This window comes from Syntrophotalea acetylenica (assembly GCF_001888165.1).
Classification (GTDB): Bacteria; Desulfobacterota; Desulfuromonadia; order Desulfuromonadales; family Syntrophotaleaceae; genus Syntrophotalea; species Syntrophotalea acetylenica.
In genome coordinates, this window is sequence record NZ_CP015455.1 from 2,407,179 (window position 1) to 2,422,558 (window position 15,380).

Consider the following 15,380-nt stretch of genomic DNA (forward strand, 5'->3'; position numbering starts at 1 on the left):
CCGCTTCGCTATGCAGTTTTCCCCAGCTGGTTATGCTGAGCGTTAGGTTGGAGAATGGAAATGATTACAGACATACCAGAAGAACTTGCACAAGACCCATGGTTCAAGATCGTTGATTTCTTACAGCAGAACTGGGCTGTTGTGCTCGAGCGAGAAGACGACGTTCTTGTCGTGTTCTACGACGACACATGCGGAGTGTTTGACAAAATGCCGTTCCCCACGTCTGATAAAGCTGAGCAAGCACTGCGGCGCAACGGTTTCTCAAAATTTCTTGAGGATAAGAGAGCGCAGGAGTTCATTGGTTTACCAAGAGGGGAGTTCGCTGAGCGATCTCATCCAAATGGAAAGATCTACTCTAGTGGACGATTCTGGCACTGAGAAAGCCTAACCCTTATCAGGACCCCGTTCGTCAAGAGCGCAATAGCCCCGCGAATAAAAAGATCAAATTTTTTTGCACATTGAATTTCAATCGACACATTTCGCGATCTTTTGCCAGTTTCGCACATCTTTTTCATCGAAAAATATCGTCCAGATTTGTTTTGGACGCCTTTGCTTCTTCACAATCTTCTGTGATTGCAGGTTCCAGCATCTCTGGTTTGAGTTCCACCTCCTGAGGATGAACGGTCCTTAGAAAAGCAGCCAGTTGTGCTTGGCCTTCCTCCGTCCGAAGATAGTGCCGCAACGCAGCGACAACAAACGCAGACTGTTTCCTTGCCCCCCGCAGAGCATCCAACGCCTTGAGAATATCGGGATCATGAACGGTGAGCCGTAAAAGACAGGTTGCCATGCGCCTCACCTCCTTAACCGTCCGCCAGGGCAAACCCTGAAGCATTGGCGAACTCGGGTTCAGCCAGGATCTTGATGGTCACCTTCGTCGATGAGATGGTGTCCCTGATCAAGGTCGCCCCTCCCCCGAAAATCAACACCGTTCCGAAATCGGCCTTAAGTCCCAGGTGGGCCTGAAGTTCCCCGTGGATATCCCGCAGAACGTCCTCGATGTACGTCTTGGCCGCTTTTTCGATGTCATGACGGATATCGTGGCGGTCGAAGCCGTACTGGATATAGCCCTGCTCGATCAGGTAGCTGACCTCGACCGGCGTAAAGGTGCGCGAGGGCGCGAAATCCCGGATGTTCGGCAGGAGCAGTTGGGTTGCCATCTGATGGACGCCACGCTTGTAGAAGGTGTCGCCGTAGATGATCTCCCGGTTGGCTCCGGAAAAGAGCGTAAAGATGACCGTGTTGAATCCGATATCCACTGCCAGGACATTTCCATTCTCATCGGGATGCTGGCTAAGAAAAAGCCGGATGCCACCAAGCCCTTGCGGAAGCACTCGAACATCAGTCCACCCGCTGCCGTTAAGCACTTTGGTCAACGTCCTTATCAAACCGGCCGGCCGCCCCTTGTCGGTAGTCCAGGCCCCGTAGGGAACGCCGACCACCAACGGAGAGTCTTGCGTAACATTTCCTGCCGAGGCAGCTGCTTCGACAAACACCGGATAGCAGTGAACCAGTTCTTCCACCGTTTTGATATAGCTGGACCCGGCGCTGAGAAGTGCCTCGTCACCCACGACCGTTTGGCCGTCCGAGCCGCGCCGGTAGGCGGAAAAGATTCTTCCTCTTTTTTCCCCATAGATCCATTTCAGCGAGGAAAATCCCAAATCGCATACAAAAAGCATCTTGATCCTCCCTTGTTTACAAAAATGTTGACGGCGCCGGTAGTGTGTCTACTTCAGTTGACCGTTTCGGCTACTAAGATGTGGAGATGTACGTGTTTTATGGCTTTTTGTCTCCTAAAAAATCAACTTAGCCGAAAATGTAAATATGCCCTCTGAATATGGATCGGGAAAAGGGGGAGGAATTTGCGGAAGAAAATTCAGAGAACCATGATGCTGCCAAGAGGACGTCAACGCTCTCGGCAATATTTTGCCTGTTTTAATGCAGCGCGGGGATGTGATAGGCTGCCTTGCAACATTGCATACAAAAGGCAAGAACCATGGCACGAATAGGAATTTGCAAAAAGTGTGGCATAAAGGCCGAGGTGTCCATCAAGGGATATTGCCGGAAGTGCTTCTCTCTTGGGGAAAACCGTTACCGATATGATAAACGCAAGAAACGCGTTTGCCGGATCTGCCACAAGCTGGAGGTTATTGCCGCCCATGGCGCATGTAATCGTTGCTACCAGCGTCTTTACCGTCGCCAATACCGTGCGAAGCAGCGCAGACCGTTAAAATAAATCATCATGAACAGGAAGAGCCGGTTTCCGGCCTCAACGAGACAGTCCCTGTCTATTCCTTTGCCTCTCGAAAATCCAGGCGCTTGCCACGGCGAATGTCGTAGGCTATCGTCCTTACCTTTTTAACCTGTTCTTCTGAAAGATTCGCGCCCAGATAGTGCCTGACCCTGCCAATAATGTCCCTGGTGTACACGCGGGTGCCTTTCTTCGCATTCAAATAACAGGAAAGCGCATATCTCTCGGCCCGGCTCAAATCGGGCTCCAGAAGCAGCTTCCGGCGATAATCCTTGCTAAGTGGCGCCAACATCCTTCGCGCGTACCAGGGCTTCCCCCAGACATGCCCGAGGAGCACAAGGCCGCGCAGGTCGTCGTCGGAAACAGGATCTGTGATTACGCCATCCCTGTGCAAGCGGGACAGGACCGCTTTCGGAAGCTCAACAAGCTGTGCGGCAAGTTTGATTGGCGTTCCCTGCATCGCGTCCTCCGTTTTTTGATTTGGGCTCCAGAAGGTCTACCAGATTCTTGATGATCTCCCCGGCACGTTGCGGGTCAACTTCATACAGCACGGCCTGCTCATAGGCCATGGCCAGCATTTTTCCAAACCGTGGGCCAAGCCCGGGAGGAGCCAGCTCGCGGGCAGCGCTGCCGATATGTTCAAGAAGGGGTCTTTTGTACCCCACTTTCAGCGCGGGCTTTTCGTTTTCTGAAATGCCCAGGAGCAGCCAGTCGGCATTTACCTGCTCGAGATGGCAAAGTTTGATCAGAAAATTTGAATTCGGCGGCCTCTCCCCTCTTTCGTAATTCAGCAGGGTGTTTGCGTGGACCCCAAGCTTCTCGGCGTATTCGGCGGCTTTTTTCGTGCCTCGCAGGTATCGGATTCTCTTGCCCAGGGTCGAAAATTTTTCAGGCAATTCGGTATTCATGGATTTTGTTGCCCCTCGACTTGCTTAAATGTTGATGTGTCGGTCGGGATAGCCCATCGATAACAGCCAGCCTGCGGGTCTCGATGTCTGCCTTTTGAATCGCCAATTGTCGATTGGCAACAAGGCGAGCCAGGCGGCGGTATACCCGATTCAGCGATTGCCTGACATTGGCTGGAGAGCATTCCAGATTTCGCGCGATTTCCCTGATAGCCTGCCGCCCGCCGTGGATACCGAGCGCCCTGGACAGAACCTTCTTTTCCGCCTCAGTCAGGTGATGTTGAATAAGCAGGTAGAGCCGGTCGATGTCGACCTGGGATCTGGATTTGTCCTGCCGGTCCACAAAATCCCAGGGGCGGTCGTCCTCTGAGTGGCAGATAGTTGCCGGAGGCGATTTGGACCCCCCGTGGTGTTTCGATTCCGGATGGGGAGTCACTTCCGTTATGCGGCGTCTGAAAATAATCCAGAAACAGGGCACGAAAGGTATGTGCCGATCTCTGGCGATTTGAACTGCCGCCAACGCCGCTGCATAGGCATCCTGAAGATAGTCCTCCTGGTCGTAGGGGCCAAAGGGAAGGTATTTCCGTATATGGCCAAGGATAGTCTTCGCGTTTTGATTTACCCACCGAACCGCCTCCTCGCTCGTGGGTTCCTTGTTTTTCATCATGTTGCCTCCCTGATTCCGCTCAATCTTCCAGTGGAACATCGGAAAATCTGGCTGCCGGTGACCCCTCTGGCCACCTGCGCGTTAAAGATTTTAAGGTTTAAAGTTAAACGCGCGCGCGTGTTACGGGTTTTGCAACTACCTGTCGTTTTTAAACTTTTTGCCTGTTTGTGCATCTAAAAGTACGTGTCGGGGCGCATGTGAAAGTACGTGCCTATCCACAGGTTCAGCGCACGTGAAAGTACGTGTCTATCCACAGATCGGGAGCCTTTGAAGCCATGGGTCATCGGCCCTGCCTCCGCCTGGGTTTGTCCAGCTTCGCAACCAGGTCGGCCATTTGCGCCTTGGCCCCCTTTGTTGCTCGGACGTAGAATGTCACCGCGTCGGCCTCGGGGTCGTAATCCACGCGGTAGTCGGGCAGTTCGTTGGTTCTGGTAAGTTTTTTGATATCGCCCCTGAAGTTTCGCAGTGGCGCGGTGCTGCCACTTTTCTCGTGCAATGCCTTGAGTTTTACCCGCCACTTGGGTTGTCCTCCGCAATGCTTGCGTGCCAGTTCATAAAGGCGCCGCTCGAGCGGCTTGCGCAGATGGAAATACTCCCGGCTCAGGGTCAGCACATGACGGGCTTTCACTGAGCGCCACAGCCATTCGGGAAGCGTTACTTCGACGGCCACCATACGGTTGTCTTCGTTGCGTTCGATGACGCGCCAGGATTCGACCAGCCCGAAACCGCGCCGCTCGCGGTAATCGTCCGTTTTGATGTTTGTCTCGATCCGCGTCCCGGCGAGGCGTCCTAGCGCTTCGGTCATGCGCTGATAGCCCACACCAGCGGTGGGGCGGTTCGTGGTTACCAGGAAATCGTAGGCCGTGAAACGCACGGTACGCCCCACATCCTCCCGGCCCCTGTTGATCGCCTCCATGAGATGGCTGATGCAGTAAATCCACAAATCCTTGTCGTGGATGGTTGCGCAGCCGCTATGCCCCGGTTTGATGGTCACGGAGAAACCGTTTCTTCCGTAGCTGCGGATTCGCTTGTCGCCTGATTTCAGGGCAAATAGCGGATGCTCCATGCTGGTCATGTCTGCTTTCGGTGAAGGATCGAGGATGTCCGCTACGAAGAAATCGCGCTGCGGGTGAGCCATGTCGGTAACCTTTTTGCTGTCACAAGCGCCCGCTGGTTAGATTGTTGCGGTTTTTTGTTGCCGCGATATCTGACTTCTCCACCATTTACCGATGCAACGCTTCGACGAAAATCCTCATAATCCGAATGTGTTTAGCCTTCACCAGGTCGGGGTCAACCTCGCGAAATTCAAATGTTGCTTTGGAAAAACAAGAATTTGTGTTAGCATGAGTCATTTTTAAACTTGGATAAATTGGGCCAGCTATATGAAAATAATTTTATCTATACAATTGTGTATAAAATAGCCATACGTGTATGTCAAGAAAATTTTATGTTTGGATTTAGACAAACGTATAAATATGGGGTCTGGTGATATGGCGCATATCGGGGATCGCATCAGAGAACTTCGGGGCAATATCCACCTGGACCAACTCGCCGAAAAATTGGGGGTTCACCCGAACACGATCAGGAATTACGAAAACGGCAAAAGGTCGCCTGACACCGAATTTCTTGCGAAATTGCTTGAGGAAATTCCCGGCACGAATCCCGGATGGCTGCTGACGGGAGAAGGAGCCAGACACAGAGGGGACCATCAGGCACAGGAGGGCTATGTCATGTTTCCGCGTTATGAAATTCAGGCAGGAGCTGGCCCGGGCCGGCTTGTGGAAAGCGAGCAGGTTGTCGATTTTGTGTCGTTCAAGGAGGACTGGGTGCGCAGCTACTTGCGCGTGCCCCGCCAGAAGCTGGCCCTGCTGAACGTAAAGGGCGACAGCATGTCTCCAACCATGAATGACGGTGATCTCATTCTGATCGATATGAGGTCAGACCGGATCGAGGACAGCGCCATTTACGTCATCGAGTTCGACGAGGCCCTTCTGGTCAAAAGGATTCAGAGGCGCTTCGATGGTTCGGTGGCCATCAAAAGCGACAATCCGTTTTACGAACCGGAGATCATCCCCAAGGAAAGAGCACAGTCGCTGCGGATTGTCGGGCGTGTCATCTGGACCGGCAAAAAGGTGTGAAAAGAGGCGGTCGCTTTTGCTTGTCCTGCTTGGACATGGAACACTACCTGTCTTTTCTGGACAGAGTACACACAAACGTGTAGAGAGCTTTTCATCTGTGTGAGAAAAATGGAAGTAGGGATCTGGATCAGAATGTCCACGAAGAACCAGGCGCGCGGGGGGAGTCCCCTAAGAACCACGAAGCCAGATCCCGGATGGATGCTGAAATCAAGCGCTGGAAGGTGGTGGAGTGCATGATCTGTCGGGCGTGTCGGGGAAGCAGGTTTCCGAGCACCCGGCGGCCCAGGCGATGTTTTCCGATGTGGCCCATGTCAGTGCCGGAAGACCATGATGGAATCCTCGTCCGACCTGATCCGGTGCCATGACGACAACGAAGGCACCAAGGCCAGAGAATATAGCCGCCCATGTTGAACGACCATAGCCTATTTGAAAAACAAACAAATGACTGTCGAACATGATCTGAAATCCAGGTTCGCGGCGTTGAAACGCAGCAGACGCTTCGTCCGCTGGGGTGAATCGGCGGTGCTGGCACGGGAGTTGCGCGAGCTCCTGCAGCAGATCGAGAATCAGGTGGAGGATGCCAAGTCCGGCTGCACGCTGGTGGCCGATTTCTACACTAGCGACCGCAGCATCTTCGACCGATGCGACGATTCCAGCGGTCATGTGGGGGATATCTACCGCTATGACGCCTGTGAGCTGTTCGTCAGCTACGCGAAGCGCTGCGCCGACAAGTCCTGGCTCGCCAAGCTGATCCTCAAGACCAGCCTGAAAGATGATTACGGCGTGCGCGATGTCCTGGTGAAAAGCGCCGTCGATTTCCTGCCGGAAGCGCAACTGCGTTGGCTGATCGATCAGTGCCAGCAGCTGGCGGAGGAGGAAAAAGAGGAATTTCAGCGCCGCCACTGGTTCTACCAGGTCGAATCCCTGGCCCGGCAGCTCAAGGATGCGCCGCTGTTCGAACAGACCCGCCACGCTGCATGGGGCGATGATCCCGGCATTGCCGCTTGTGTCGACATCGCTCGGGTCTACCTGGAATGTGGCGAGGAGCAGACCGCCCTCGACTGGCTGGAGCGGATTCCGGCCGGTGAAAGTTTTCACCAGCAGGAGCGGGATGAACTGCTGCTTGCCATCTACGGCCGCCAGGGAGACAAACAGCGGCAGGCCGAAGTCGCCCGGCGCAGCTTCCACCGGCAGCGCAGCCGGTCAGGTTTTGAACGCTGGATCTCGATCGTCGGCGACGATCAACGTACCGACCTGCTCAACCAGGAGGTGCGGATCATCCTTGACGCCCCTCGCCTCTCCCTGACCGATGCCGCCTTCCTGGCCGCCATGGAACAGTGGGACGCCGCCGAAAGCTATCTTCAGGCCCGCGCTGAACAACTGGATGGCGATCACTATCAGTTTCTTCTGCCGCTGGCGGAAACCTTCGAATCCCTGGCACGCCCGCTGACCGCCAGCCTGCTCTACCGTGCCCTGCTCGATTCAATCCTGCGCCGGGCCAGGACCACGACCTACGGCCACGGCGTGCGCTACCTGCATAAACTCGACCTGCTGGCCCAAACCGTCAACGACTGGCGCGACATTGAGCCGCACACGGTCTATGTTGAACAGCTGCGCCGGCAGCACGGCCGCAAAACCAGTTTCTGGAGCCGGTATGAACGCTGAAACAGACAGGGTGGGCCATGGACACCGATGATTTTTCCGACATTGCCTATGCCATCCTCCGACAGGCAGCGCAAGTCTCCGACACCCTGAAGGCGGAACTTGGTGCGATGAGCCGCGACCATCGCCACGAAGACGACTGGCTGTGCGGCGTGCAGAAACATCTGCGTGGCATCCAGGCCCATCCGCAGGACTAGGTGGATCTCTGGAGCCTCGATGAATTCGAAGGCGTCACCCCATCAAAGATTCGGGAACTGGCGACCCAACTGCTCAACCAGATTCCAGAGATCCTGGCAATGCCGCTTGAGCAGAGGGGGCATCGGGAGTGGTAACGGGTCAGGATCAATTCCCTGACCGGAACTATGACGAGCAGGCGGAGATACAGACAACTCAAACCATGAAGGAGTGCATTGCATGACACCCAAGGCCACCAAGGGAGCCTGCACCCTCTGCGGCAAAGAATATACCCGTTCGGGCATGGGCAAACACCTAGCCAGCTGCCTGACGAAACGACCCGAAGAATCAATTGTGGATGATGAGCGTTTCAGCCTGCACCTGCAGGTCATGACCCGTTATCCCTCGGGCTATTGGCTGCATCTGCACGTGGATGAGCGAGCTACCTTCAAGACGCTGGATACGTTTTTGCGCAAGCTCTGGCTGGAATGCTGTGGCCATATGAGCCAGTTTTTCGTCGGGCGGCAGACCATCGGTATGCAGGGACGGCTGACCACGTCGCTGAGACCGGGTGATGAAATTGATTATGACTACGACATGGGCGACACCACGGAGCTTCGGATCAAGGTTCTCGGTGCATATCAGGGCCTGGCGCCCAAAGGAAAGTCGATAACAATCCTGGCCCGCAATCATCCCCCGGAAATACCCTGCGATGACTGCGATCAGCGTCCCGCTGTGTGTATCTGCCCCGAATGCAATTGGGAGGGTGAAGGCTGGCTTTGCCGGAAGTGCGCAACCCAGCACAGTTGCGGCGATGAAGCCGATTATCTACCGATCCCCAACTCGCCACGCGCCGGAGTCTGTGGTTACACGGGTGAATGATCCGAGTCGTCCATCACAAACCCCAGCACCTTTGATATAAAATGCAATGAGACTGGGCACCATTATTTAGAAATTGCAAAAATGTAAAGTAATGCTTTACTTTTTTACGACAATCCAATATTGGTTGCTTGGGAAGCTATCTCTATTTTGAAAAGCGTAGACATGTCAAGTCAAGCTTTACATTCCAGTGAAATGTTAAAAAAAGCGCTATTTGGCTTGCCTCCGGGCCTGCCGGTGACGATGAGCCATTTAAAAGGGTTTGGGCTATCCCGTCAACTTGTCCACCACTATGTTCAGCACGGCTGGCTGACGCAACTGGGCTATGGTTATTATCTCCGCCCCGGCGACAAACTGACCAAAACAGGATCGGTTGCCTCTCTCCAAGCCAACGGTGTGGCCGTTCATATCGGCGGGAAAAGTGCCTTGTCCCTCAAAGGCTTTACTCATTATCTGAGCATGAGTGAGGCAACCCTGACTCTGTACGGACGCGGGGTGAGAAATCTGCCCAAATGGTTTCAGCAACAATTCAAAGTTGTCTTATCGAACAGTCTCCTGTTCAATGAGCCAGAAGAACCCGCCGAGCGGTATTGCGTATCACGTTTGAGCCAGACGGCAGATGCTCCATTCGTTTCCGAGCCGGAACGCGCTGTTCTGGAAATGCTGGATCTTGTTCCGAAGCAACAGACCCTTGAAGAAGCCAGGCAGATCATGGAAGGGCTTCAATCGCTACGCTCGAAGAAGATGCAGGAGTTGCTGACACACTGTAAAAAAATCAAGGCTAAAAGGCTTTTCTGGCAGGTTGCGGAAGAGCTGCGTCTACCGGTGCTGAAAAAGATAGACGCTACTAAAATCGATTTCGGCTCAAAGTCTGCGTACATCCTTCAGGGAGAAAAAACCCTGGTGCTGAGGAACCCGAATGGATAAACGTTACCGGGACACGGTGGCTCTCCTGCTGGATGCCATACCGCATGTGTTCACGCAGAAATGTTTTGCAATGAAGGGTGGCACGGCAATCAACCTGTTCTGCCGTGACATGCCGAGGTTGTCAGTTGACATTGACCTGGTGTTCGTTGATCCCACCTCGCCTGAAAGGGCTGAAGCTCTTGCCGCAATCCAGGAGAGTCTGCAACATGTTGCTGAACAACTGAAACATAAATTGCACGTGACAGTCCAGAGAACCACTTCAGGTTCTGATCAGGAAACGAAACTTTTTGTCAGTCGAGGTGACACACGGGTCAAGATAGAAGTAAACCATGTATTTCGTGGCTCGGTTTATCCAATCGTTGAAGGCAATTTGAGTGCGGCTGCCGAAGAACTGTTTGAGCGCGAACTGAATGTGCCGATGCTCGATATTGATGAGCTTTATGCCAGCAAGCTGGTCGCGGCGCTTGATCGTCAGCACCCACGGGATCTCTTTGATGTTTTGCTGCTGAATGAAAACGGCGGGATCACGCCACGAATGCGCCGGGCGTTTGTGATTTATCTGGCCGGGCATAATCGTCCCATGCATGAGTTGTTGCCACCGCAGACAAACAGCATGAATGACGCCTACGAAAAAGAATTTGTCGGCATGACGACCCGGGACGTGAGCCTTCAGGAACTTGAAAAGACGCGCGACCGGCTGTTTGAGGAGTTGCCGCTAGCTCTTGACCACACCGAGCGAGCATTTCTTGATTCGCTCCACAGGCTTGCTCCCGATTGGGACCTGTTGGGACTTCCAGACGTCGCCGACCTCCCCGCAATCAAGTGGAAACTCATGAACCTTGAGATCCTGAAGAAGCGGAACCCGGGCAAGTTCAATATAATGCTTGATGCATTAAGACAAAAACTGGGTTTTTAGGGGCTCGTCTTGTCCATCATGGGGTAGATTCCGGGGTCATATCATTTTTCCGATAATAAAAATTCATTTTATATCATAGCCTTATATCTCACATTCGATTCCGGCCTTCGGCACCAATAGAGAAAATGGCCCCTGATCCGTCAGGGGCTTTTTCTTTGTCCATTGTGATCTAAAAAAGTCGTCGGAAATCCATATAACGATTTATTTTCAAGCACTTAGAGAAATTCAAAAAATCGAACTTCTTTCTCATACTTCCGCCAAACCGTCTACTCTTACGCGCCTAGGCAGCTTTTCCCGGCAAAAAGAAACTGTTTCTTCAAGAAGGTCCCGGATCGCCAGGATTTTTCCGCAAGTCCAGCGGGCAGTTTCTTCCACGGCGGCAAGCATATAGAGAATCCAGGGCTCCCATATCTCTCGTTCCATCACTTCCCGCAGGAGCTGGCAATACTGCCTCTTGTTCTGGATGATTTTACCCCACAGAACTCAAATCCCTCATATCAAAACCTGCTTGCATTATCCCATTTTGGGTTATATAGTTCCCAATATGGGAAACATCAACAGCAAAACATTTAACATCAGCGATGCTCTGTTTACCAAAACACAGCAGCAGCTTCTGCGCCTTCTCTTTGGGCAACCGGATAAAAGCTTTTATTCGAAAGAGATTGTCGATCGGGCAGGAATAGGCACCGGGACTGTCCTGCGAGAACTGGAAAAGCTCTCAGCTTCTGGCCTTCTGACGGTCAAAAAGATCGGGAACCAGAAACATTACCAGGCAAACCCTTCATCGCCTATTTTCGAAGAGCTGAAAGGAATCGTCCGCAAAACCTTTGGTCTTTCCGGCCCGTTGCGTCTGGCCCTGGACCAATTCAAGGAGAAAATCAAAGTTGCCTTCATCTACGGTTCTGTAGCGAAAGGATCGGACACCGCTGGAAGCGACATCGATCTGATGTTGATTTCAGACCAGCTGACCTACCCGGACCTGCTTGTCAGCTTTTCTGAGCTGGAAACCCAGTTGGGAAGACAGATCAACCCGACGATTTATACTGACGAAGAGTTCCGAAGCAAAATTACGGCGGAAAGCAGCTTTGTTGTCAGGGTAATCGAGCAACCCATAGTTTTTCTGATTGGATCGCAAGATGACCTCCCAACAGTTTAAAAACCTGGTTGATATCGGACAGATAAAGCAAGAACCAGGTGATCAGAAAGAATTTGATGGGCTTCTCCACTCAGGGCGCACGCAGATCAAAGACTCCCGGATGGCTGCCTTATCGTTGGAGAGTCGCTTCGACCTGGCTTACAATGCTGCACATGCGTTATCGCTAGCCGCGCTTCGCTGGCATGGATATCGTTCGGAAAATTGCTACATCGTTTTTCAGTGTCTTCAGCACACGATAGGTGCAGGCCCTGAAGTCTGGCGTGTCTTGGCTCACTGCCACAACTTGCGCAACCGGGGGGAATACGAGGGCCTTCTCGAAGTCAGCGAGCGCCTTGTTCTTGATCTGATTCAGGCTGCCGAAGCAGTGCTTGATGAAGTCGAAAAACTCGGGGAAATCTCTTCGAAAAGAGACATCAGAAGGCAATAGTGTTGACAACCAACCCGGAGGAAGTAACATGTTGAGACAGTGCAAACGTTGCAAGACAGGTATGAATCCTTAACCGAAAGGCAAAGCCAATGGACATCCTCAAAGTCTATCAGTATGCCCTGCAGCGTGAACATGAGGGCAAGCGTTTTTTTGAGCAGAATGCAGACCGGCTGGGTCATGCTGCAGCCGTTGGTGCATTCAAAAATCTGGCGGCCGAGGAGCAGAAGCATATCGACTTTATAGAAAATCAGATCGAGGAGATTAAAAAAGGCGGCGCGCCAAGCCTTGAGATGGGCAAAGCACTTGAAAAGGAAGGATTTTTCTCAGAAAGGGCCGTTACCGAAATCCTTGATCAAACAGTTCTGGAGTCTATGGTTCCGGATTTGCCCGTATTGCGCATGGCTTACCTGATCGAGCGGGATTTTGCCGAGTTTTATGAACATGCTGCCTCCCAGGCCGAAGGCGATACCAAAAAGGCCTTGAGCATGCTGGCTGAATGGGAGCGGGGCCACGAAAGTCTTTTTAAGCGCTATCATGACAAGGCTTTTGAGGAATATGCCCAGATGCCTTGGGGCGGCTAAGGCCCGCCCATCACCAAAGGGAATAATTGACGGGGTCCGGCCTCTTGGCCGGACCCCGTTTTTTGTTTCGTCCCGGCATCTGCCGCAGCGCGGGGTCAGCCGATCTGATTGGCCAGGCGGATCTCCGGCGGTTCGGCACAAATTTCGTCAACCATGCCTAAAAGCGACTGCAGGTAAGGCATCTGCAGGTGCTGCTCCAGATCTTCCCTGCTTTTCCAGCTTTCGAGAAACACCAGAACCGCGGGATTGTCGACATCCTGATGCAGATCGTAAACGATGCAGCCATCTTCGGCACGAGTCGGTTCGATGCGTGCCAGCAGTTCTTTTTTCAGAATTTCTTCCTTACCAGGCTTGGCAACAAATTTTGCGATAACGGTTAATGCCATGATTCTCTCCTTGTCTATGTTGAGGGAACAGATGATTCCGGCTTTAAAGGCCAAGCCGGTGCGGCAACACGATAAGGACACGCCGGGGCATGATATTTCTTCCTTGCTGGTGTCCATCCGGAAACTCCGGAGAGAGACACTGTCTCCCCTGCTTATCGCCTTGATGTGAAGTTTTTTTGGAAAGCATATCACAAACATCGAAACCGACGAGATATTCCCTGTCCCGGCCGCCGGAATATTTCGGCACGTCTTCCACGTCCTCCCACTTTTCACGCACATCAAAACCCACACAACATAAAAACAAACAAAGACAAACAAACCTCACCATTTCCTGACCATTCAGAGGACAATCGCAACCAATTGTTTTTCTTTTTATTTTAACTTATATTCGGGAAATCCACTCAGAACCTCAGAAAAACATCCCTTCCGAATGGGCATATTTTTTTCATTTTTGGCAAAAACTTTCACTTGACAACAAAAACAAACATATTTTATCGTAACGCCAGCTGCAACTCGAAAGAAAAATCTCAAACCTTGTTTTTCTGGATGTTGTTAAACATGTTAAGAAAGTAGCAAAATTTTCATATCATTATAGATTCGCAAGGCGCTGCCATCAGCACCCGAGATGCACCGAAATTGTTTTAAAATGTTCAACCCTGTTTGTTTTGTAAATCACAGCCCGACTAGAGCGCTGCTCCCGTTTCCGGATGAAAACCAGCAGGTGCCGCAAAAAACGTGGACAGCTTCAACACCCGGACCCCATAGCGGGGGAACATTCGATTTATTTTCTACTGGAGAAACATTATGGCCAATGGAGTCGCAGCACAAGTGGTTGGAGCGCCTTCCTCATCGAAGGTCCTCGCGAGAGATCTGAGCAACAAACGAAAGCTGAGCCACGCCAAGGCAGGTTTGCTCTGGGGAGCCTTCGGCGGAATGTCCTGGGGGTTTGCCGGTGTCGTCATGGGCATTGCCTTTGCGATGGCTCCCTTTACCGGTGGCGCCACGATCTTTACCGGGCCGCTGGTCGGCGCCGCCATGCACGACGGCTTTGCCGGAATCTTCCTGACCTTGTCCAATATTTTCACGGGACGTGGCAGTGAAATTTTTCGCACCCTGAAAACCTGGCCGGGAATACTGGTCTGTCTCGCCGCTATCTTTGGCGGCCCCATCGCCATGGGCGGATACCTGCTCGGCATCGAGTTCGCCGGCGCATCCTATGCGTTGTCGATTACCGCCATGTTCCCAGTGGTGGGAACCATCATGGCAGCGGTTTTCCTGAAGGAAAAAATCACCCCGCTGGTCTGGGCGGGCATTGCGCTTTCGGTTGTCGGCGCCCTTATCGTCGGCTGGACCCCTCCTGAAGGCGGCAGCATGCCCCACTTCTATCTCGGCATCGGCTGTGCGCTTCTGGCATGTTTCGGCTGGGGCATCGAGGGCGTGCTCTCCACCTTCGGCATGGATATGGTCGATCCGGACATCGCCATCAGCATCCGTGAATCGGTGTCCTGTATCGTATCGATCGTCGGCGTGCTGCCATTTGTCGCCGGATGGGCGCTGCTCGGCGAGTCCCTCGGCACGTTCAACAGCCTGTGGATTCTGGCCTGCGCCGGCGTCATCGGCGGCATTTCCTACCTGGCCTGGTACAAGAGCCTCAACATGACCGGCGTCGGCCGCGCCATGGCCCTCAATATCACCTATGTCATCTGGGGGATTGTCTTCGGCTATTTCATGACCGACCTGCAATTGACCACCAACCTCGTGGTTGGCGGCCTGATCATCACCATCGGTGGTGTGCTGGTTGTGGCCAACCCCAAAGAACTTCTCAATCTGCGCCAGGGAGCATAAATCATGGCTATCAAACTACCACTGCGGTTTCGCCTGCTGCATCTGATGTCCACCAGGAACCAGGCAAATGTGCACGATCTTATGAAGGAACTGAAGGCCGAGTACGGCAACGAAGGCCAGTTCAGCGTAAAAAGTTTCGAAAAACATCTGACCTCCATGCGTGCTTCCGGGCTCATCCAGGAAATCGACGTCGACATCGATGCCCAGGGCAAGCTGCTGGAGACCTTCACCATCACCGATTTTGGGCGGGGCAGACTGAAATATCTTCCGGCGTCCTGGAAATAACCATACACCCATGCAATGCGGCCTGGCAGTGATTCGCATGTCCTCCCCATGCAACCCACTTAAGCCTGAATCTTCCGAAGTCCTCTCCCGGAAGATCAGACGCAATGATGGAACCCCTCCCTGCCGGGCCGCAATTTTTCAGTATTAAGACAAACTTCAACGGGGCGACCCCTGCAGCAGGATC

Annotated in this window: 20 protein-coding genes; 13 read left to right on the plus strand and 7 right to left on the minus strand. The window is 52.9% G+C overall.

Going from position 1 to position 15,380, the window contains the following annotated elements; all coding sequences use genetic code 11:
* The first annotated feature begins 60 nt into the window (after positions 1-60).
* A complete protein-coding gene (locus tag A6070_RS11105) occupies positions 61-378 on the plus strand; it encodes a hypothetical protein (RefSeq protein WP_072285815.1) in 318 nt (105 codons plus the stop codon).
* A 133-nt stretch (positions 379-511) separates the two neighbouring features.
* Here the strand turns inward: A6070_RS11105 and A6070_RS11110 are convergent, their stop codons facing one another.
* From A6070_RS11110 to A6070_RS11135, 6 genes are all read right to left on the minus strand, one after another.
* Positions 512-787: a hypothetical protein gene (locus A6070_RS11110; protein WP_072285816.1), complete on the minus strand. Its 276-nt coding sequence runs from the start codon at positions 785-787 to the stop codon at positions 512-514.
* 13 nt (positions 788-800) lie between these two features.
* Positions 801-1,676 carry a ParM/StbA family protein gene (locus tag A6070_RS11115; RefSeq protein ID WP_072285817.1) on the minus strand — a complete coding sequence of 292 codons (876 nt, stop codon included), beginning with the start codon at positions 1,674-1,676 and terminating at the stop codon, positions 801-803.
* 609 nt (positions 1,677-2,285) lie between these two features.
* Positions 2,286-2,708 (minus strand): hypothetical protein, encoded by a 423-nt coding sequence (locus A6070_RS11120; RefSeq protein WP_072285818.1) that lies wholly within the window; start codon positions 2,706-2,708, stop codon positions 2,286-2,288.
* The gene (locus A6070_RS11125) at positions 2,668-3,156 is read right to left on the minus strand and encodes a helix-turn-helix domain-containing protein (protein WP_072285819.1); all 489 of its coding nucleotides are present in this window, start codon (positions 3,154-3,156) and stop codon (positions 2,668-2,670) included. Before A6070_RS11125 ends, A6070_RS11120 begins: the two co-directional genes overlap by 41 nt.
* A complete protein-coding gene (locus tag A6070_RS11130; RefSeq protein WP_072285820.1) occupies positions 3,137-3,820 on the minus strand; it encodes a hypothetical protein in 684 nt (227 codons plus the stop codon). The genes A6070_RS11125 and A6070_RS11130 overlap by 20 nt, the downstream gene beginning before the upstream one ends.
* Positions 3,821-4,100: 280 nt before the next feature.
* The gene (locus A6070_RS11135) at positions 4,101-4,958 is read right to left on the minus strand and encodes a replication initiator protein A (RefSeq protein WP_072285821.1); all 858 of its coding nucleotides are present in this window, start codon (positions 4,956-4,958) and stop codon (positions 4,101-4,103) included.
* A gap of 352 nt (positions 4,959-5,310) precedes the next feature.
* Between A6070_RS11135 and A6070_RS11140 the strand changes: the two genes are divergently transcribed.
* From A6070_RS11140 to A6070_RS11180, 10 genes are all read left to right on the plus strand, one after another.
* Complete coding sequence (locus A6070_RS11140; RefSeq protein ID WP_072285822.1) at positions 5,311-5,958, plus strand: XRE family transcriptional regulator; 648 nt, start codon at positions 5,311-5,313, stop codon at positions 5,956-5,958.
* 441 nt (positions 5,959-6,399) lie between these two features.
* A complete protein-coding gene (locus A6070_RS11145) occupies positions 6,400-7,623 on the plus strand; it encodes a DUF6880 family protein (RefSeq protein ID WP_072502086.1) in 1,224 nt (407 codons plus the stop codon).
* Between the two features lie 17 nt (positions 7,624-7,640).
* Positions 7,641-7,817 (plus strand): hypothetical protein, encoded by a 177-nt coding sequence (locus tag A6070_RS15610; RefSeq protein WP_158513970.1) that lies wholly within the window; start codon positions 7,641-7,643, stop codon positions 7,815-7,817.
* Positions 7,818-7,952 carry a hypothetical protein gene (locus tag A6070_RS16350; RefSeq protein ID WP_268807507.1) on the plus strand — a complete coding sequence of 45 codons (135 nt, stop codon included), beginning with the start codon at positions 7,818-7,820 and terminating at the stop codon, positions 7,950-7,952. It begins immediately after the preceding gene.
* An 82-nt stretch (positions 7,953-8,034) separates the two neighbouring features.
* On the plus strand, positions 8,035-8,676 hold the full coding sequence (locus A6070_RS11150; protein ID WP_072285824.1) for a hypothetical protein: 642 nt from the start codon (positions 8,035-8,037) through the stop codon (positions 8,674-8,676).
* Between the two features lie 162 nt (positions 8,677-8,838).
* Complete coding sequence (locus A6070_RS11155; RefSeq protein WP_083558452.1) at positions 8,839-9,600, plus strand: type IV toxin-antitoxin system AbiEi family antitoxin domain-containing protein; 762 nt, start codon at positions 8,839-8,841, stop codon at positions 9,598-9,600.
* Positions 9,593-10,516, plus strand: coding sequence for a nucleotidyl transferase AbiEii/AbiGii toxin family protein (locus A6070_RS11160; RefSeq protein WP_072285825.1), 924 nt, complete (start codon positions 9,593-9,595; stop codon positions 10,514-10,516). Before A6070_RS11155 ends, A6070_RS11160 begins: the two co-directional genes overlap by 8 nt.
* Positions 10,517-11,060: 544 nt before the next feature.
* Positions 11,061-11,672, plus strand: a complete 612-nt coding sequence (locus tag A6070_RS11170; protein WP_072287983.1) for a nucleotidyltransferase domain-containing protein — start codon at positions 11,061-11,063, stop codon at positions 11,670-11,672.
* Complete coding sequence (locus A6070_RS11175) at positions 11,653-12,099, plus strand: hypothetical protein (protein ID WP_072285826.1); 447 nt, start codon at positions 11,653-11,655, stop codon at positions 12,097-12,099. Before A6070_RS11170 ends, A6070_RS11175 begins: the two co-directional genes overlap by 20 nt.
* An 89-nt stretch (positions 12,100-12,188) precedes the next feature.
* The gene (locus A6070_RS11180; protein ID WP_072285827.1) at positions 12,189-12,680 is read left to right on the plus strand and encodes a ferritin-like domain-containing protein; all 492 of its coding nucleotides are present in this window, start codon (positions 12,189-12,191) and stop codon (positions 12,678-12,680) included.
* Positions 12,681-12,775: 95 nt separating this feature from the next.
* Here A6070_RS11180 and A6070_RS11185 read toward each other — a convergent pair whose 3' ends face one another.
* Positions 12,776-13,066, minus strand: coding sequence for a putative quinol monooxygenase (locus A6070_RS11185; protein ID WP_072285828.1), 291 nt, complete (start codon positions 13,064-13,066; stop codon positions 12,776-12,778).
* A gap of 804 nt (positions 13,067-13,870) precedes the next feature.
* On the opposite strand from A6070_RS11185, the gene A6070_RS11195 reads away from it, so the two are divergent.
* Both A6070_RS11195 and A6070_RS11200 read left to right on the plus strand, forming a co-directional pair.
* Complete coding sequence (locus A6070_RS11195) at positions 13,871-14,911, plus strand: DMT family transporter (protein ID WP_072285829.1); 1,041 nt, start codon at positions 13,871-13,873, stop codon at positions 14,909-14,911.
* Positions 14,912-14,914: 3 nt separating this feature from the next.
* A complete protein-coding gene (locus tag A6070_RS11200) occupies positions 14,915-15,196 on the plus strand; it encodes a DNA-binding protein (RefSeq protein ID WP_072285830.1) in 282 nt (93 codons plus the stop codon).
* Positions 15,197-15,380 lie beyond the last annotated feature (184 nt).